20 protein-coding genes are annotated in these 17,570 nt (G+C 44.5%); 15 read left to right on the top strand and 5 right to left on the bottom strand.

The window, feature by feature from the left end; translation table 11 throughout:
• Positions 1-91: 91 nt before the first annotated feature.
• From H8B19_RS02820 to H8B19_RS02810, 3 genes are read left to right on the top strand one after another with little or no spacing between them, the layout of a single operon-like run.
• A complete protein-coding gene (locus H8B19_RS02820) occupies positions 92-718 on the top strand; it encodes a LysE family translocator (RefSeq protein WP_186505270.1) in 627 nt (208 codons plus the stop codon).
• Between the two features lie 9 nt (positions 719-727).
• Positions 728-1,126, top strand: a complete 399-nt coding sequence (locus H8B19_RS02815) for a hypothetical protein (RefSeq protein ID WP_186505269.1) — start codon at positions 728-730, stop codon at positions 1,124-1,126.
• A 50-nt stretch (positions 1,127-1,176) separates the two neighbouring features.
• On the top strand, positions 1,177-2,061 hold the full coding sequence (locus H8B19_RS02810; protein WP_186505268.1) for a hypothetical protein: 885 nt from the start codon (positions 1,177-1,179) through the stop codon (positions 2,059-2,061).
• Here H8B19_RS02810 and H8B19_RS02805 read toward each other — a convergent pair.
• Positions 2,027-2,317, bottom strand: a complete 291-nt coding sequence (locus H8B19_RS02805; protein WP_186505267.1) for a hypothetical protein — start codon at positions 2,315-2,317, stop codon at positions 2,027-2,029. The genes H8B19_RS02810 and H8B19_RS02805 overlap by 35 nt on opposite strands.
• A gap of 174 nt (positions 2,318-2,491) precedes the next feature.
• Here H8B19_RS02805 and H8B19_RS02800 point away from each other — a divergent pair, with 174 nt between their 5' ends.
• The 6 genes from H8B19_RS02800 (at position 2,492) to H8B19_RS02775 (ending at position 8,013) form a co-directional block, all read left to right on the top strand.
• Complete coding sequence (locus H8B19_RS02800) at positions 2,492-3,619, top strand: beta-ketoacyl-ACP synthase III (protein WP_186505266.1); 1,128 nt, start codon at positions 2,492-2,494, stop codon at positions 3,617-3,619.
• Positions 3,620-3,806: 187 nt separating this feature from the next.
• Positions 3,807-5,168 carry a phosphohexomutase domain-containing protein gene (locus H8B19_RS02795; protein ID WP_422121144.1) on the top strand — a complete coding sequence of 454 codons (1,362 nt, stop codon included), beginning with the start codon at positions 3,807-3,809 and terminating at the stop codon, positions 5,166-5,168.
• 47 nt (positions 5,169-5,215) lie between these two features.
• A complete protein-coding gene (locus tag H8B19_RS02790; RefSeq protein ID WP_186505264.1) occupies positions 5,216-5,614 on the top strand; it encodes an MAPEG family protein in 399 nt (132 codons plus the stop codon).
• A gap of 4 nt (positions 5,615-5,618) precedes the next feature.
• Positions 5,619-6,227, top strand: a complete 609-nt coding sequence (locus tag H8B19_RS02785) for a gamma-glutamylcyclotransferase (RefSeq protein WP_186505263.1) — start codon at positions 5,619-5,621, stop codon at positions 6,225-6,227.
• Positions 6,228-6,301: 74 nt separating this feature from the next.
• Complete coding sequence (locus H8B19_RS02780) at positions 6,302-7,114, top strand: ABC transporter permease (protein ID WP_186505262.1); 813 nt, start codon at positions 6,302-6,304, stop codon at positions 7,112-7,114.
• Entirely contained in the window at positions 7,111-8,013 is a 903-nt protein-coding gene (locus H8B19_RS02775) for an ABC transporter ATP-binding protein (RefSeq protein WP_186505261.1), read from the top strand. Before H8B19_RS02780 ends, H8B19_RS02775 begins: the two co-directional genes overlap by 4 nt.
• 42 nt (positions 8,014-8,055) lie before the next feature.
• On the opposite strand, the gene H8B19_RS02770 is transcribed toward H8B19_RS02775, so the two are convergent.
• Entirely contained in the window at positions 8,056-8,991 is a 936-nt protein-coding gene (locus H8B19_RS02770) for a LysR family transcriptional regulator (RefSeq protein WP_186505260.1), read from the bottom strand.
• Positions 8,992-9,161: 170 nt separating this feature from the next.
• On the opposite strand from H8B19_RS02770, the gene H8B19_RS02765 reads away from it, so the two are divergent.
• Positions 9,162-10,112, top strand: coding sequence for a chemotaxis protein CheV (locus tag H8B19_RS02765; RefSeq protein ID WP_186505259.1), 951 nt, complete (start codon positions 9,162-9,164; stop codon positions 10,110-10,112).
• Between the two features lie 7 nt (positions 10,113-10,119).
• On the opposite strand, the gene H8B19_RS02760 is transcribed toward H8B19_RS02765, so the two are convergent.
• The 3 genes from H8B19_RS02760 to H8B19_RS02750 form a co-directional block, all read right to left on the bottom strand.
• Positions 10,120-10,689, bottom strand: a complete 570-nt coding sequence (locus H8B19_RS02760; RefSeq protein ID WP_186505258.1) for a rhomboid family intramembrane serine protease — start codon at positions 10,687-10,689, stop codon at positions 10,120-10,122.
• A gap of 132 nt (positions 10,690-10,821) precedes the next feature.
• Positions 10,822-11,502: a Fe2+-dependent dioxygenase gene (locus tag H8B19_RS02755; RefSeq protein ID WP_186505257.1), complete on the bottom strand. Its 681-nt coding sequence runs from the start codon at positions 11,500-11,502 to the stop codon at positions 10,822-10,824.
• 150 nt (positions 11,503-11,652) lie between these two features.
• Entirely contained in the window at positions 11,653-13,827 is a 2,175-nt protein-coding gene (locus tag H8B19_RS02750) for a TonB-dependent receptor (protein WP_186505256.1), read from the bottom strand.
• Between the two features lie 220 nt (positions 13,828-14,047).
• Here H8B19_RS02750 and H8B19_RS02745 point away from each other — a divergent pair, with 220 nt between their 5' ends.
• The 5 genes from H8B19_RS02745 to H8B19_RS02725 are packed head-to-tail and all read left to right on the top strand — an operon-like array spanning position 14,048 to position 17,565.
• Positions 14,048-14,833: a DUF3450 family protein gene (locus tag H8B19_RS02745; protein ID WP_186505255.1), complete on the top strand. Its 786-nt coding sequence runs from the start codon at positions 14,048-14,050 to the stop codon at positions 14,831-14,833.
• Entirely contained in the window at positions 14,830-16,149 is a 1,320-nt protein-coding gene (locus H8B19_RS02740) for a MotA/TolQ/ExbB proton channel family protein (RefSeq protein ID WP_186505254.1), read from the top strand. Before H8B19_RS02745 ends, H8B19_RS02740 begins: the two co-directional genes overlap by 4 nt.
• Complete coding sequence (locus tag H8B19_RS02735) at positions 16,143-16,529, top strand: MotA/TolQ/ExbB proton channel family protein (RefSeq protein ID WP_186505253.1); 387 nt, start codon at positions 16,143-16,145, stop codon at positions 16,527-16,529. Before H8B19_RS02740 ends, H8B19_RS02735 begins: the two co-directional genes overlap by 7 nt.
• The gene (locus H8B19_RS02730) at positions 16,529-16,936 is read left to right on the top strand and encodes an ExbD/TolR family protein (RefSeq protein ID WP_186505252.1); all 408 of its coding nucleotides are present in this window, start codon (positions 16,529-16,531) and stop codon (positions 16,934-16,936) included. Before H8B19_RS02735 ends, H8B19_RS02730 begins: the two co-directional genes overlap by 1 nt.
• Before the next feature lie 5 nt (positions 16,937-16,941).
• Positions 16,942-17,565 carry an energy transducer TonB gene (locus H8B19_RS02725; RefSeq protein WP_186505251.1) on the top strand — a complete coding sequence of 208 codons (624 nt, stop codon included), beginning with the start codon at positions 16,942-16,944 and terminating at the stop codon, positions 17,563-17,565.
• Positions 17,566-17,570: the final 5 nt, after the last annotated feature.

The raw sequence follows: 17,570 nt of genomic DNA, 5'->3' as shown, positions 1-17,570 counted from the left end.
TTTGAGACTGGGTATTAAGGTAATTGCATGATAAAACATCGCTTTAGTGTGTTTTAGCTACCCAAAAACAAGTCTGAATAAAGGAGTAAACATGTTTCCAATGGATGTGGTGATCACTTACACGCTTGCCTGCTTACTGCTGGTAATTGCACCAGGCCCTGATAACTTATTAGCAATCGGACGTGGATTGAGTCAGGGTCGAATGGCTGCGTTGATATCAGGATTCTCCTCTGGTGCAGGTATCCTTTTCCACGTATTAGCGGCCACCTTTGGTCTTACCCTGTTGATCCAAACTTCTGTGGTGGCGTTTTATGTGGTCAAAATCATTGGTGCTTGTTATTTGATTTGGCTGGGGGTTAAAGTTCTGCGCAGCAAAAGCCTGATAAACCTTGAGCCCGCAAAACGTCAGCCGCTTAAAACCATTTTTACTACCGGCTTTTTATCTGCTGCTCTTAACCCTAAACCGGGTATGTTTGTTCTGGCATTTGTACCACAGTTTGTTAACCCTGCTCTGGGCTCGGTTACCCTGCAATTGCTGGGGTATGGATTATGGTTTGCTCTGTTAACCGCTGTAGGGTTTGCATTAATGGGGATATTTTCGTCTTCATTGGCTGGCTGGTTGCGCGCACGACCAAAGGTAGTCAGTGGGTTGAATATTGGCGCTGGTTTGACCTTTGTTGGCTCAGGTGTTGCCGTCGCGTTTATGCGTCAAAAGTAGAGACTGGTTGTGGATATCGCTGGATTGGTTGTCTCTGGATTAAGCGCGCTTGGTAGTTTAATTCAGGCATTTTATACAGCGCGTGCCGAACATAAAAACGTCAGTAAAAGTACGTTAAGAAAAGCGAAAAAAAGAGCGGAACAACCGTTGAAAATTGGTACAAAGCAGGTTGAAAGCGTCATTGATGATGTTTTGCTACAAACCTTGCTGGCGCAAATTGAGCAACATAACCAACAATTAATTGCGGTTTTGCAAAACAAGACGTTAGACGATGTGCAGCAGGGAATTCAGGTGGAAAAGGCGCGGGCACAGGTATGTAAAGTGCTTAAGCAAATTAAACAGTTCAATAATAACCAATTGCCAACCAAAAGGCTGCAAGCCTTATGGCAATCACATCGCTGCGAATAACCTGTTCCAGTGAATAAAGTGCTGGCTTTAGGGTTGCAGGAGACAGGCGTTTGTTACCTTTTATGATTATTTTGCTGGTCAGCGCATTAGGTAGTTTTTTTGTGCTGGCAATAAGTGGGGTGGGTGACAACCTGTTGTTGGTGCAAGCCGCGGTTTATGGTGCTGCGATCATTTTGTTAATTGCCGTGCATAGTTGGCGTGGTAAATATTCAGCTATTAATCCTCACAAAGCCTCCCCTGACTGGCTCATCCCCTGTTTGATTTTACTGTTGGCGGGATTACTGAGTACGGTTTTTAGTCATGTCTATCCCGCACGCTGGCTCAGTTTGGGTGGGTTTAATCTGTATATGGCGGCAGTAGTGATGCCACCATTAATCGTGATAACAGGTTTTGTTTTAACTCAGACCAAATCTGATATTTTGGCTGTTGTTCTTGCCGGCGTTACTGCTATTGTTTTAGCTGTGCAGCCGGATCTTGCGCAGTTACTCGCCTGGCTGGCAGCATTAATTGTGTTAACCCGTTTAACTTGCTCAAAACGTCACATTCGCTTTTTACTTCTTTTAACCTTGGTCAGTACACTCTGGGCTGCACTTAAAAATGATCCACTTAAACCGGTTAGTTATGTTGAGGAAGTGTTTAAAACCGCTATTGCACATCACATTATTACCGGGAGTGTAATTATCGCAATTGCCGCGGCATTGGTCGTATGTTTTGTGGCCTGTGCCAAATCACGCACATGGTTATATCCGCTGGCGGCTTATTATGTAGTGATATTCATTGCTTCGGTGTTTGGCATTACACCTGCGCCCTTGCTGGGTTATGGCGCCGGGCCAGTATTAGGGTATGTACTGGCGGTGATGGCGATACTGAGTTTAAACCGATATCACCAACCGCAACAATCTACTGCGACTGATGTTGTTGGTAGCGCTGCTTGATGTCGTAAAACAGCTGTTCCGCTTGTTCGATTTCGTTAGCTGTTAGCTGCGGTTTAACTATGCCGTTATCAGACAAAGTATGGCTTGATACTGGTTGACTGGTCTGGGGCTCCAAGTGTGATTTTTGCGCCACCGCAGTACTGTTTTGATTAGCGCTGAACCTGATATACAAGCTCAGGCATAGCGTGAATAAAATAACAAAACGACGCAAATCTAAAATCCTTTTAACTGACTGCTGAATTTCAATCGTGTACACAGGATGCGGGCTACTTTATCCTAACAATGAACCGCTTTAAACGTTGCCGAAGTTTGTTAATCCGACTTGATCACGTCATGTATAAATCGGTACTATGCGCGCCCCGTGACTAATACTGGTCAGATGTGTTAACTTCAGGTTAAACTGGTTAAAAAATAATAACAGGATTGTGCAATGAGCGACGTTGTTATCAGTGGTTCTGGCTTATGGACGCCGGAGCATATTATTACCAATCAGGAGCTGGTTGAAAGTTATAATGCCTGGGCAGATCAATTTAATGCTGCTAATCAACAGGCAATAGAGCAGGGCGACATTGCGGCAAAACCTCATTCCAGTGCCGAATTTATCGAAAAAGCCTCAGGCATCAGGCAGCGCCATGTGTATATTAAAGATGGCATCTTAGAGCCTTCACGTATGCGTCCCCGTATTCCTGAGCGTAGCGAAGACATGATTTCCGATCAGGCGCAAATGGCGGTTAATGCGGCCAAACTGGCACTTAAAGCGGCCAATAAATCAGCCGAAGATATTGACGCAGTGATTGTCTCCTGCGCCATTACCCAGCGTTCTTTTCCTGCGATATCGATTGAAGTACAACAGGAATTAGGTATCAAAGGTTTTGGTTTTGATATGTTGGTGGCCTGTTCCGCAGCAACCTTTGGTTTGCACCGCGCCTATGAAATGGTCAAAGCAGGCACCGCCAAAGCTGTGTTGGTGATCAATCCTGAACTGACATCGCCTCTGGTGAATTACACCGACCGCGACAGCCACTTTATTTTTGGTGATGTTGCAACCGCGGCAGTGGTGGAAGGTAAAGACGACTGTCATAGCGATAGCTGGTTTGAGATTATTAGTACTAAAGCCGAAACTGTCTTTTCAAATAACATTCGCGCCAATATTGGTTATGTGAATCATGCTAACGATTCTGACCCCACCGCGGCTGATAAGCTGTTTTATCAGCATGGACGTAAAGTGTTTAAAGAAGTTTGTCCAATGGCGGCCGAACATATTAGTTCGCATTTGGCACAACATAATATTGAGATTCCAGGTGTAACTCGCTGGTGGTTGCATCAGGCTAATATCAATATGAATCTGCTAATCGTCAAAAAACTACTGGGTCGGGATGCCAGTGCAGAAGAAGCCCCCATCGTGCTGGATACCTATGCTAATACTGCGTCAGCCGGTTCATTAATTGCATTCCATTTACATCAGGATAATTTGCAAGTTGGTGATATTGGCGTGCTGTGTTCTTTTGGCGCAGGTTATTCAATCGGCAGTTTGTTACTGCGCAAAGCATCAGTGTAAAACCCCACATTTTCAATTATTAAAGAGGCGGATAGATAATCCGCCTTTTTTGTGCCATTTTGCTTTATAAATACGCTTGTTGCTCTTATTCATATCTATGCTGTGGTAGGCTTGCGGCATAAAATAAACACTTTGATTTCAACCTAAATAGCCTTTCTGGCGAATTCATGGAATGACAATGGAACCGATTTCTCTTACTTGTTTTGGCGCTTACGATATTCGTGGTGAACTGGGAACAGAACTGAATACTGATGTGGCCTATCGTATTGGACGTGCAGCTGGTGACTTTTTGCAGGCAAAAACTATTGTGGTGGGTGGTGATATTCGTTTGACATCAAATGAATTAAAACAAGCTCTGGCCGAAGGTTTAATGGATGCCGGTGTGGATGTACTGGATATTGGTTTATGTGGTACCGAAGAGATCTACTTTGCCACCAGTCATCTGAATACCGATGGCGGTATTATGGTCACCGCTTCACATAACCCAATTAATTACAACGGCATGAAGCTGGTACGAGAGCAATCTAAACCCATTAGTAATGACAATGGACTGCTGGATATTAAACTGCTGGCAGAGCGCGGGAAGTTTGTTGATGGCGCGCAAAAAGGCAGCTTAAAACAGGTAGAGACGGCAGACGCCTATATTGAACATTTGCTTGGTTATATGGATTTGGCGCAAGTAAAACCGATGAAATTATTGGTTAATGCCGGTAATGGCGCGGCAGGGCCAACCATTGATCGTTTAGAAAAAGCGTTTAATGAACGTAATGTGCCAATTGAAATGATTAAAATTAATCATGAGCCGGATGGCACCTTCCCCAATGGTATTCCTAATCCTTTATTGCATGAACAACAAGCGGTAACTGGCGATGCAGTGGTAAAACAGGGTGCCGATATGGGGATTGCCTGGGATGGTGACTTTGACCGTTGTTTCCTGTGGGATGCCAAAGGTCGCTTTATCGACGGTTATTATCTGGTTGGCTTATTGGCTGCTGCGTTTTTGGAAAAGCAACCCGGCGCCACCATCATTCATGATCCGCGTTTAACCTGGAATACCATCGATATGGTAGAGCAGGGCGGTGGTAAGGCTGTGATGTCAAAAACCGGTCATGCGTTTATTAAACAGATTATGCGTGATCAGGATGCTGCCTACGGTGGTGAAATGAGTTCTCACCATTATTTCCGTGATTTCTTTTATTGCGACAGCGGTATGATCCCCTGGCTACTTGTGGTTAATCTGCTTTCGTCCAAAGGTTTAAGTCTGACTGAAATGGTTGAGCAACGTATGGCGAGTTTTCCGTCGCCCGGTGAAATCAATAGCAAAGTTACTGATGCCAAAGCGACCATTGAAAAGGTGTATGCGGTATTTAAAGATGAGGCGAAGATGGAAGACCGCACCGATGGTTTGTCGCTGGAATTTGACCACTGGCGTTTTAACCTGCGAATGTCGAATACCGAACCCGTTATTCGCCTGAACGTCGAAACGCGCGGAGATAATAAACTCATGCAGCAAAAAACCGACGAGCTACTGGCGTTGATTCGAGCGTAAAAACGCATGGAGTCGTTATTGTATAAACAATTTAAAAGGAGCGTAGCATGTTAATTACCCCAATTTACGCCGGTATTCTGGCATTATTTTATTTATTGCTGAGTGTGCGAGTGGTGCAAAAGCGTTTTACGGGCATTAGCTTAGGGGATGGTGGTAATGAAAGCATGCAGCGCCGCATTCGTGCTCACGCTAATTTTGCTGAGTATGTTCCTTTATTACTCATCATGATTGGTATGCTGGAATTAGGGCGTTTCCCGGTGTTAACCATTCATATTCTTGGTTCTTTGTTAGTGCTGGCACGCGTTTTACATGGTTATGCATTGGCCTATACACCCAACTGGGCGGCCGGACGCAAATATGGAGCGGCACTGACCTTTGGTTTGTTACTGGTGTGCGGGATTATGTGCATTTATCTTGGCTTAACTGCCAGCGCGTCAGTTATTTAAGCGCGTGAGTCAGTATTATCATTATTTACTTGGGTACGGCAGTTTACTCAGCACACATAGCCGTACCCAGTATAGTCAACTGTCAGAGCAGGCTGAACCAGTTACATTAACTGGTTGGCAGCGCAGCTGGATTACGCAAAATCCTCAGGAAAAACAATCTCATGTCGGCGCAATTGCCAATGTGAACGCCGCGATGAATGGCGTGTTGATCAAGGTGCCACATATTGATGATAATCTTCGTCAACGCGAAAAAGATTATCGCTTTAGTCAGGTAGCAACAGAGCAGATTACATTGCTATCGGGTGAACCGATTGAGCTCGACGCGCCAGTGATGATTTGTGAATCACTGTTGATACTCGAGGCAAATAGCGATCACCCGGTGATGCAGTCTTATGTTGATACCTGTTTAGTCGGTTGCTTAGAAGCCGGCGGTGAAACCTTCGCCCGGCAATTTATTGAAACCACCTGTACCTGGAATCAACATTGGTTGAATGATCGCCAAAACCCACTTTACCCAAGACGCGCAATTGCAACCGGGCGACAAATGGAGTTGATTGACCAGTTGCTGGCTGAATCTAATCTTTTAACACTACGTCAAAACACCACAGATTAATTGTTACAAATGCCATTCGCAGCACTAGCCAGAGCTTGTTAATATCATTTAAGTTATTGAAATAGGGATTTTTTATGGCCTTTGTGCGACCTGTTTTTTATCTCGCATTATTTGAGTTAAAACGTTTGTTTTTTTCACCCCGGGGTTGGTTAACGCTTGCCGTGTATTCGCTGGTATGGGGACTTTTGTTTTATTACATCATCTCGCATGGCGCCGAAACCTTATATTCGCAGGAGTTTTCACGAATGGCGCATAGCGTGATGGGCGAGTTAGGCATTAGTGAATTGTATAACTGGCCGATGCCGGAACTAACCGTATTCTGGATGTTGGCGATTTATTTGTTTCCTTTTTTGTGCATTACCTTTAGTGCCGATCAGACGGTTTCAGACCGCGAGCGTGGTACCTTGCGTTATTTATTGTCCCGGGTAAGTCGTCAGCAAATTCTGGCTGGCCGCTTTTTAGGTAAAGTGTTGCTGATGGCGTTGTTAAGCGCGGTAACCTTTATTGCTGCGCTTGTCTACGGTGGACTGCGCGACACTTCACTACTTAGTAGCGCAGTTCCCCAGGCTGGTTTTTTATGGTTGCATCTGATGCTGGCGTTAATTCCGTATATTGCCTTTATGACCATGTTAAATACCTTGTTACGCTCGGCACGCTCAGTATTGCTTGTGACGGTATTGTCGATGGGGTTAATGACAGTGCTGTTTTCGTTTTTAGTATGGTGGCAACCCTGGCTGGAGTTTGTATCTTATATCCAACCGGGTAATGATCTTATGCAGTTGTATGCTATTCCCGCAAAGTTACTTCAAAGTTACTGGCAACCCGCATTGCAAGTTATTGTATTTCTGTCGGTAGCCAGCTATATCAGCCAAAGGAATGCGCTATGAGTACATTAGTCCATTGCCAACATTTGTCTCATCGCTATGGCAGTAAACAGGTTTTAAATGACATTAGTTTTAATATCGAAGCCGGTGCGCCAGTTGCCCTGGTTGGACCTAATGGTGCGGGTAAAACCACTTTATTTAGTTTGATGAGTGGATTCATCTTACCCAGTGAAGGACGTATTGAAATACTGGGTCAGCCACCCGGTTCGATGGCGGTAAAAAATCAGATGCAGGTTTTACCGCAGGATGCTCAGCTCGATCCTGCCTTTAATGTAGGTGAGCAGTTAAAGCTCTATTGCCGGCTGCAGGGCATGAGCCCCAAACAGCAACAATCGGAAACCGAACGAGTGTTAGAGCTGGTTTCTATGCAGGACAGTATCAAAGCAAAACCTACAGCTTTGTCGCATGGTATGCGAAAACGGGTTGCTATCGCACAGGCCTTAATTGGCGCGCCTAAACTGGTGTTGCTCGATGAAGCAACAGCGGGACTCGATCCTTTGCATGCCAGACAAATCCGTGAACTGATTCAGCAACTATCCACTGATATCACGTTTTTGCTTAGTTCCCACGATCTGCACGAACTGGAGCGCTTGTGCGATCAGGTTTTGCTATTGGAGCATGGTCAATTACGTGAGCATCGTATTCAGACTCAAACTAATAATGTGCGTCAGTTGACCTTAGTATTAGCTAAAAAAGACCCGCAGATTGAACAGAAAATATCCCAGTTAACAGGCGTCACTGAGGTGCGTAGTTTGTCAGCCACCGAAATATTGATTAGCTTTGATACTGATATTGCCGCTGATTTACCGGTTACCTTAATGGCTGTTTGCTTTGAACAACAATGGCCGTTTAAACAACTCACCAGTGGTGCCAGCCTTGAGACAGTACTTTTTACCCAATAAACATTGGCTCAGCTAATTTAGCAGCCTAAATAAAGAGCAGGCTTAAAGCCTGCTTGCGATATCGGCAATCATACGACGCAGCCAGATATGGCCGGCATCATGTTGCAGTAGCGCACTCCATGCCATTTTTAAGGTAATGGGGGGAATAGCAAAAGGCGGTGGCAATATAGTGACATTGGGATCATCGTGATACAAATGTGCTGCACGGCTGGGGAGCGTTGCAATCAGGTTTTGTACTTTAGCCAGTTGTAGTGCCACATGATAATGCCGGGTAAAGGTGCGGATGTGGCGTTTGTGTCCGAGTTTATTCAGTTCTTCGTCTACCCACCCCAGTTTTTGTACTTCTTTAGGGTCGATACCCACCCCCACACCAAAACCGGTTTTACTTACCCAGATATGTTGTCCGGCTAAATAGGTGTCTAAATTGAATTCATGCACGATTGGGTTAGCGGTATTGAGCACACAGCAAAAATCATCCTGCCACAGTACTTTTTGGTGGAAGGATACCGGTAGTTGTTCAAAACGATTGATGGCCATATCCACTTTGCCGTGTTCCACATCGTAAAATGTCACATCACTTGGCGTGATCACGTCTAACACGATATTGGGGGCTTGTTGATTTAACTCGCGGATCACTTCAAACAATAAAGTGGATTCAGCGTAATCACTGGCCATAATACGAAAAGTACGTTGGCTATTGGCCGGGTCAAATTCGCTTTCTGGCTGAATGGCTGATTCGAGTCTGGATAAGGCATCGCGAATTACCGGTTGAAGCTGCAGCGCGCGTTTGGTAGGGGTCATACCCTCACTGGTGCGTACCAAAATGGGGTCATTAAATAAATCACGCAATCGTTTTAAACCATTACTCATTGCAGGTTGAGTGATGCTAAGTTGATTGGCGGCTTTGGTGACCGATTGCTCACGGATTAATACATCAAAATACACCAGCAGGTTTAAATCGATTTTTGCAATATTCATTAAACTAATAAGTTTTTTGGACGATATAATTTTGTTGAATTGTATAGAGCTGAAGTGTTTTTGTCAGTGAAAAGTTAAATTAACAGCAAGTTTAGCCGTGAATGCGAGCATGGCAAAAAACACTTTGGTATAATAGTTAATCCATTTGGTTAAAATAAGTACACAACCCTATGTCAGGAATTTTAGCGTCGGTAGACCAACGCACCAATCTGGTCGGTGAGAATCGACTCGAATTGTTGATGTTTAAACTCAATTCGAGTCAGGTTTTTGCGGTCAATGTGTTTAAAGTCAAAGAAGTTATTACGCTACCTAAACTCAATAATATGCCCGGCTCTCATCCTAATCTGAAAGGGGTGACCAATTACCGGGGCTCTTCCATTCCGATTATTGACTTACGTCGGGCGATTAAAATGCCCGCGCGTGAAATAGAAGCAAACGCCAATGTGGTTATTACCGAATATAACCGTTCGGTGCAGGGCTTTTTAATTGGTCAGATACTGTCGATTGTGAATACGTCCTGGAGTGAAATCCAGCCACCGCCCAGCTCTGTTGGTAAGTCGGCCTATTTAACCGCCATTACTCAGGTGGAAGTAGAAGGGCGTAAACAGCTGGTTGAAATTATTGATGTTGAAAAAGTTCTGGCAGAAATCGTTGAGTACGACATCGAAGTGTCACCTGAGATCCTTGATAAGGACATTATTGAGCACCTAAAAGGGCAAAAGGTGTTAATTGTTGACGATTCAGCCACAGCTCGTGCACAAATTCGCGACACACTGGAGCAGTTTGGTTTGGATATTATTGAACGCAATGACGGACTGCAAGCGCTTAAATTACTTAAAAGCTGGGCGGATGCTGGTAAAACGGTAACTGATGAAATCCTGATGATGTTTACCGATGCCGAAATGCCGGAAATGGACGGCTACAGTTTAACCGCTGAAGTACGCAGTGATGCACGCATGAACAAGTTGTTTATTGCACTTAATACGTCGCTGAGTGGTAGCTTTAATCAGGCTATGGTGGACAAAGTCGGGTGTGATCGTCTGATATCTAAATTCCAGCCTGATTTATTAGTGGATGTGGCGCAGCAGCGTATGCGCCAAAAACTGGAAGAGAAAGGGTAGAGATTATTTAAGTTCTTTTATATTGCCAGTAACGGGCTGCTACTAAACCCGCAGCAAAACCAAACAAGTGATATTCCCATGAAACAAAGCGTTGTGGATTGGGAAACACCCCCCACACCAGACCACCGTATACAAATGCCACAGCAATTGAAATCACAATTAATTTGAGTTGTTTAGCCATAAAACCGGCCAGAATCAGAAAACCAAAATAACCATAAATAAGTCCGCTGGCACCAATGTGATAAGCGGTACGGCCAAATAACCACACAAGTATTCCTGATGTGACAATTAACCACAAAGTCACCATAAAATAGGCCTTTTTACCATATTGCAGCAGCAACAAACTAAAGATGGCCAGTGGTAGAATATTGGATAAATAATGGGCCAGACTGCCATGCAGAAAGGGGCTGAAAAATATGCCTAAAAGCTGGTGTACTTCCCTTGGTACTAAACCAAACTGATTGAGCCAGCCCTGGGTTATCAGGTTAATAAATTCCACCAGAGTGACAATGCCGACCACAATGCCGACTAATTTGAGTTCCTGTTTAAAGCTCAGGGGTTTACCGTTTAAAAGCATAATACACAGTCCTGCTGTTAAGGCGTTGAGTTATCGGAACATAATTGATTTTGGCTCACAACAAAAAACGCCGCTTAAATTGCTACAAATTATGAGCGGCGTTACGTTGGGAAGCTGTTATTAACAATAGGTTTAGGTTTGCGCCCATTGACGCAACAGATTGTGATACACACCTGTAAGCTGCACGATTTCAGGGCTGTCCTGAACCTGAGCACGTAATGACTGAATCGCCATATCCATATCATATAAAATCGAACGTTTTTCATCGCTGGCGACCATGCTCTGTAACCAAAAAAATGAGGAAATACGGCGACCACGGGTAACGGGTGTAACACGATGCAAACTGGTGGATGGATAAAGCACCATATCGCCAGCGGGTAGTTTTACTTTGTGTGAGCCGTAGGTATCTTCAATGACTAACTCTCCGCCATCGTATTCATCGGGATCACAGAAAAATACTGTCATGGATAAATCGGTACGTACCTTAACAGGCATACCTGGTACCTGACGGATGGCGTTGTCTACGTGAGTACCGAAGGACTGACCACCCTGATAACAGTTAAACAAAGGCGGGAAAATCTTAAGTGGTAACGCCGCTGACATAAACATATTGGATTGCCCCAGTGCCTGCAAAATCATTTCACCCAGTTGGTTGGCTGTGGCACTGCCTTCTGGTAATTGCAGGTTATTTTTGCTTTGAGACGACTGATAGCCTGCGGTGACATTGCCATCGGTCCAGTCGGCCTCAAGTAACATTTGTTTAGCGTGTTTAACCTGTTCCTGAGAAAGAACATTTTGGATTTTCAATAACATAGAACAATCTTATCGCGTCTGTTTAAAACAAATATGCCCTACAGCATAGTGCAGGGCAATCATAACTAAAAGCAGAAAAGAGGGGATAAGTGGTTTGGATGCCGCGAGCGACCAGTTACCCGCAGCACCCGAAACCACTTATTACGCCTGTTAAAAGCTGTAGGTCGCACTCAATGAGATATGACGTCCTACGCCAGGGATAAAGTGTCCACCGCCCAATTGGTCTATGTAATCTTTATCCGTCAGGTTACTGCCATTTAAGCGCACGGCGAATTTTTCATTAACCTGATAAGACACCATCATATCCAGTAAGGTATAACTGTTAGCTTTACGGCGGGTATCAGAAGTGCCGTTATAACGCTCACCTACATATTCCACCCCTAAACCAGCAGATATTTGTTTACTTAAGTCATAACGGCCCCATAAACTCGCAGAGTTTTTAGGTGCTCGTGCCAGAGGGAAACCTAACTCTGCTTCTGCACCCGCGGTCACTTCACTGTCCTGATAGGCGTAACCCGCCGTAATCGAGAACGCGTCAGTGATGCGACCTGTTACACCTAGCTCTAGACCTTCAACTTTTTGCTCTCCATCCATTGAATACAAGTTGCGATCTTCTGGTGAACGTACATAACCGTTGGTTTTTACGTTACGGAAAATGGCGGCGCTAACCAGAACATCTTGATTAAGTAACTCCCATTTAGTCCCTAATTCAATGCTTTCGTTTTTCTCAGGATCTAACTCGTTTTGATTACCACGGCTGCCACCGGTTAAGTTAGTCGATACTGGCGTAAATGCGGTTGAAGTAGAAAGATAGATAGTGCCGTTTTCAGCAGGCTTATAGCTCAGGTTGGCATTCCAGCTTACTTTGCTTGAGGAAATACCGATGAAAGAAGAGAGGTCTTCATCATCATTGTGGTATTTGGTTTCAAAATCGTCCCAACGTACACCTAAGCCGATTAACCATTGCTGGTTTAGTTCGATGTTATCCAAAGCATAAATTGCTTTGCTATCACCGTCGGCGTAAGTTTTTGTTCCGTCACGGCCATACTGACCAGTAAATTCTAAATAGGGGTCTGGGTTGTATAAATCGTTCAGACCTGGGTCGTCATTAAGATTGTCGGCAATTAATGCGACATATCCCCAACGTTCAAACTTTTCTTTAGCCAGCTCAACTCCAGCAACAACATTATGAGTCACTGAACCGGTCTGATAACGGCCCGTTAAATCTGCCTGAATAATATTGATACTATTACTGGTATCACGGGTTTTTTCATCGCTCATACGAATATCTGTACTTTCAGATACATTAATAAAGCGAGGTGCCGTTACCACATTTTCACGATCAACCGATGCACTGCGCGCAACAACGCGTAACGAGGTTTGATTGCTTAGCTGATGTTCAAATTTTAACGTGAAAGATTTCGCATCAATATCTTCAAAATCACGGTACAGGTTGCCGTAGAAATTATCGAAATCAACCGGTGGCGGTCCACCCGCGTAATCTTTAAGTGGGCCTTCGGTCAAGCCTGCACTTACCCAGGGAATACCGTAATCCGGCGTATTATCTTGTTTCAACATATCTGCATTGAATGCCAGTGTGGTTTTCTCACTTAGCTGCGACATATAAGATACGGCTATACCATCTGTACCATTAGATACATTGTCACGACCCGCAACGTCTCCATCGTCACTGAGTATATTAATACGTAACGCGCTGCTGTTTGACATTTTGGTATTGTAATCGAGTGTTGCGCGGTAATCGCTTTCACTGCCAATACGCGCACTTACATCAGCGAAATCATCTAATTTAGCCGTTTTGGTTTGCATATTTATGCTACCACCACCGGTACCTCGACCCGCGATAGTTGAGCCCGCACCTTTGCTTACTTCTACTGCTTCGGTATTGAACGTATCACGGCTGTAACCCGCTAAATCACGAATGCCATCAATAAAAATTGCGTTAGTCGCATCGAAACCACGAATGGTCATGCTATCACCCGGGGGCGCACCACCTTCACCCGCCGCCAGAGAAATACCCGGTACGTTACGCAATGCGTCACGCAGGTTATCGACATTACGGTCTTTCATAACCGATTGAGGAACAATGTCGATCGTTTTAGCGGTATCAACCAGTGGCAAGGGGTTTTTATATGACGTGGATTGATCAACTTTGTAATCCTGCTCGGTTTGCGCCTGTGCCTGAGCCATCGGTAATTGTTTAACCTCCTGAGCGGACGCTAAAGTAGGTAAGGATGCAGTAATCGCAACCGCTAAGGCAGTTTGATGAAAACCATTTAGGCGAACTAAGTGGTTGGTACGACCCATTCTTTTTATCTCCAGTTAGATGTTGTGTGCGAAGTTTTATTCACGCAAAAGTAAAAAATGCACGTCAATAAAATTTCACTCGAAGTTGAGTGTTAGGGAGATTATAATAATAATTATGTAAATGCAAACGATTATCATTTGTGATTGTTTTTTGATATATTTGATTGTAGTATTTGATTCATAAGGAAATATTCCAGTCATCTTAAAGTAGGAACTAAATGTGATCTTTATCAGGCGAAATATCATTCTTCTCAGCAGTGTTGTAAGTCTTTTTTCATTAGCTGCAACAACGACAACTCAAGCGCAACAACAAGTAGATAAAACTGAAAAACTGGTGGGGCAATGGTTGGATATTGAACGCCAGACCGCGGCATTAAATAGCGAGTGGCAGGAAGAAAAACCAATGTTGGAGCAACGTCTTACCTTGCTAAATGCTGAATATAAGCAGTTACAGCAGATATTGAATAAAAGTCAGGATGTTCAGTCTGAAGTAGATAAACAGCGAACCAGCTTGCTTAACGAACAAAGTGAGTTAGAACAACAACAGCAAACTATTGGTGAATTTGTTACCAGGTTGAATCAAACGCTATCCGAACTCAAAGGGCAGTTACCGCCGGTTATGCTGAAAAGTTGGCAAAAAGAAGATAAAGCACTAACTGATGAAACGAATGTTTCGCAACAATTGCAGGTTGCACTGGCTAAATTATCTAAGTTGTCTGAATTTGCCAATCGCATCAGTGTGAATGAAGGTACTGTTACTACCGAAAATGGCCAGTTGGTCTTGGTTAAGCAGTTATATCTCGGCGTGGGTCAGGCATGGTTTGTTAACCACGACAATACGATGGCAGGTACAGGACATGCAACCGCAGATGGCTGGCAGTGGACATTTGATTCCAATCTGGATGCAACTGAAATTGCTAAAGCCGTTGCTATTTTTGAGAAACAAAAGCAAGCCGAACTGATTAGTTTGCCACTGACGCTTTCTGCGGTGGAGGCAATACAATGAAATTATTAAAAGTTACCCTTCTTTTTATCTTGTTTGCTCCGCTATTTGTGCAAGCACAAGCAGTCGATAAATCTATTTTGTCTGATATTAAAAAAGCGCAACAGGCGCTAAAAAGTGCGCAGGATAAAGTGGCAGCTGAACGGGCTGCTATTGCTAAAAAGCTATCTGTGTTGCAACGTCAGGTTTTAACGCAGCGCGAAAAAACGGCGGTGGTACGCCGGGCGCAGGATGAAAATACACTGGGCCTGACTCAGTTACAGCAACGTATTGACGGCTGGCGTGCACAACATAATTTTCAACAAAATCTTATCAACCGCTTTATTCGTCAGCAGGATCTGCCTGTTCCAGAAAAAACTGGCTCTCTTGGTAGTATTTTACGTCACAGCGAGACGCTTCTGGCGCAATTGTCACCCACCTTTAACCCACAAGCGGTAATCACCGAATCAGGTGTTATTGAACAGGCTGACGTATTAGCGCTCGGGCCTGTCATGTTGTTTGTCAATGGTGAGCAGGCGGGATTACTCGAGTCAGGTAATAATGGATTGAAAATCAGTTTGTCTCTGGAAGGTGCATCCCGACAATCCTTACTGGATTTAGCTAAAACGGGACGGGGTAGCATAAGCTTTGACCCCAGTAACAGTAAAGCAATTGCCATGGCCAGGCAGCATGAGAGCGCCATCGAGCATATTAGTAAAGGTGGATTGTGGGCTATACCCATTTTGTTTTTCGCGCTATTTGCACTGGTTATCGCAATCGCTAAAAGCTGGCAATTATTCAGATTACCAAAAATACAATTGCTTCCTGGTTCCAAGCTTGCAGAGTGGATAAGTCAGAAGGATTTAAATCAGGATAACAGCCTCGATGGAATGCAAGCATCCCTTATGCAAATTGCCCGTCAAGAGCCTAATATCGCGCATCGTGATGATTTGTTGTTCAACCAGTTACAACTCAGTAAATATCGACTGGAACGTTGGTTAGGGGCGATTGCGGTTGTTGCATCAATATCACCTCTGTTAGGTCTGTTGGGAACGGTCAGTGGAATGATCGAAACTTTTAAGATGATGACCTTATTTGGTTCGGGGGATCCGGAAGTGGTATCCGGTGGTATTGCACAGGCACTTATCACTACTGAGTTAGGGTTAGTGGTGGCAATACCTGCACTTATCCTTAACGCGCTATTATCACGTCGTGCAAAAAATTATTACCAGCAGCTGGAAAGTTTTGCACTACAAATCAGTCAGTTGAGCGAAAGTAATATCAAACCGCTGCACAGCAGTGAACATGAAAAACCTGTCAGGGCGGCCGGCGCATGTTAAACGATATGTTCAATAACTGGGTATGTTGGGCAATAGCTATACTGGCGTTGGGGTGTTACCAGCAATTGTTTTTGGCCCTATTGCAGGTGAAATACGGCGAATATTGTGACCGCAGTAGCAACCAGCAAACCATACTGATCATGATTGGCGCTATGCCGTTGCTTGGATTGTTGGGAACCATTATTGGTTTACTGGCCTGTTTTAAAGGAATTTCAGTGCAAGGGGCAAGTGGGGCTCTGCTAAGTGGTGGTATTTCAGATGCACTGCTAACCACACAAATGGGACTGGTTTGTGCAGTGCCTGCCTGGTTAATTCACAGCGCATTGCTGGGGTATTTCCGTCGTAAAAGTCAGCCAAAACTGTTGACGGAGATGAACTGATGCAAAATCGCCTAAAACAGCAACTGGAACAACAACAGCAAAATGGCATTGATATGTCACCTTTGCTGGATGTGGTGTTTATTCTGCTTATCTTTTTTATCGTTACAACGGTATTTGTACGTGAAACCGGTGTTGAAGTTGATAAACCGCAATCGATAACCGCACAGCAATTGGAACAAACCGTCATTCTGCTGGCTATCACCGATGATGGGCAGGTGTATTACGATGGTAACAACATAGGTGTTGCGGGTATTCGCGGTACACTCGAACAGCTTTTACAAACAGACGACAGACCTGTCGTTATTCAGACCGACAAGAATGTCGCGGCACAGCAGCTGGTGGAAGTCATCGACGAAGTTAAGCTGGCAGGAGCCAAAGTCGTCAATCTGGCCACGGAAAACGAGTAGTACTGATGAAATCTCTCCGTACTCTTTCTGTATTGTTTAGTCTGGCGACCTTTAGTTTAGCTTTGTTAGTGATGTGGTTAGGTCGCTCAGCTGTGTTTGAACATAAAGACAGTGTCACTGTTCGCAAAGTTGATGTTATGCCATCACCACCGCCTCCTCCCCCTCCTCCAAAGACGCAACAGAGGCAGACTGAGCAGAGCCTGCATTTGAGGGTTGAAGGACAGCAGGCAAAAGTGGTGACTGTGGATATTCCTCAGTCGCAATTAAGTATTAAATTGCCTACCGTTCCCAGAATAGACACCAGCATGCCCGAGTGGCAGTCAGTTGGTGTCGATATCCAAGTTTTTGAGCTGGACAACCTTGATGGTCTGCCGATGTTATTAACGCCATTACGTATAAAAATGCCTCGTAGAGCAACGTTAAGAGGCGTCAGTAAAATCATGATTTCTTTAAGAGTGTTAATTGATGTGGATGGCAGCATTACGCTGCTGGAAGTTCTTGAGAATGACTACCCCGAGCTGTTACCGCAAATAAAAAAGATGGTGCAAAACAGCCGCTTTAGCGCACCGATGAAAGATGGTGTGCCTGTCAGGGCCCGGTTTGTGTGGCCCATAGCAATTAATTCGTGAGTGTT

Source organism: Neptunicella marina (genome assembly GCF_014270035.1).
Taxonomy (GTDB): Bacteria; Pseudomonadota; Gammaproteobacteria; order Enterobacterales; family Alteromonadaceae; genus Neptunicella; species Neptunicella marina.
The sequence above is the reverse complement of the archived record's forward strand: the minus strand, read 5'-3'. Positions and strand labels throughout refer to the sequence as shown.

What these genes read in the sequence shown, in the direction of transcription:
- H8B19_RS02820 (WP_186505270.1), top strand. Translation starts at nt 92, where the DNA reads ATGTTTCCAATGGATGTGGTGATCACTTACACGCTTGCCTGCTTACTG.
- H8B19_RS02800 (WP_186505266.1), top strand. Translation starts at nt 2,492, where the DNA reads ATGAGCGACGTTGTTATCAGTGGTTCTGGCTTATGGACGCCGGAGCAT.
- H8B19_RS02790 (WP_186505264.1), top strand. Translation starts at nt 5,216, where the DNA reads ATGTTAATTACCCCAATTTACGCCGGTATTCTGGCATTATTTTATTTA.
- H8B19_RS02780 (WP_186505262.1), top strand. Translation starts at nt 6,302, where the DNA reads ATGGCCTTTGTGCGACCTGTTTTTTATCTCGCATTATTTGAGTTAAAA.
- H8B19_RS02775 (WP_186505261.1), top strand. Translation starts at nt 7,111, where the DNA reads ATGAGTACATTAGTCCATTGCCAACATTTGTCTCATCGCTATGGCAGT.
- H8B19_RS02770 (WP_186505260.1), bottom strand. Translation starts at nt 8,991, where the DNA reads ATGAATATTGCAAAAATCGATTTAAACCTGCTGGTGTATTTTGATGTA.
- H8B19_RS02765 (WP_186505259.1), top strand. Translation starts at nt 9,162, where the DNA reads ATGTCAGGAATTTTAGCGTCGGTAGACCAACGCACCAATCTGGTCGGT.
- H8B19_RS02760 (WP_186505258.1), bottom strand. Translation starts at nt 10,689, where the DNA reads ATGCTTTTAAACGGTAAACCCCTGAGCTTTAAACAGGAACTCAAATTA.
- H8B19_RS02755 (WP_186505257.1), bottom strand. Translation starts at nt 11,502, where the DNA reads ATGTTATTGAAAATCCAAAATGTTCTTTCTCAGGAACAGGTTAAACAC.
- H8B19_RS02750 (WP_186505256.1), bottom strand. Translation starts at nt 13,827, where the DNA reads ATGGGTCGTACCAACCACTTAGTTCGCCTAAATGGTTTTCATCAAACT.
- H8B19_RS02740 (WP_186505254.1), top strand. Translation starts at nt 14,830, where the DNA reads ATGAAATTATTAAAAGTTACCCTTCTTTTTATCTTGTTTGCTCCGCTA.
- H8B19_RS02735 (WP_186505253.1), top strand. Translation starts at nt 16,143, where the DNA reads ATGTTAAACGATATGTTCAATAACTGGGTATGTTGGGCAATAGCTATA.
- H8B19_RS02730 (WP_186505252.1), top strand. Translation starts at nt 16,529, where the DNA reads ATGCAAAATCGCCTAAAACAGCAACTGGAACAACAACAGCAAAATGGC.
- H8B19_RS02725 (WP_186505251.1), top strand. Translation starts at nt 16,942, where the DNA reads ATGAAATCTCTCCGTACTCTTTCTGTATTGTTTAGTCTGGCGACCTTT.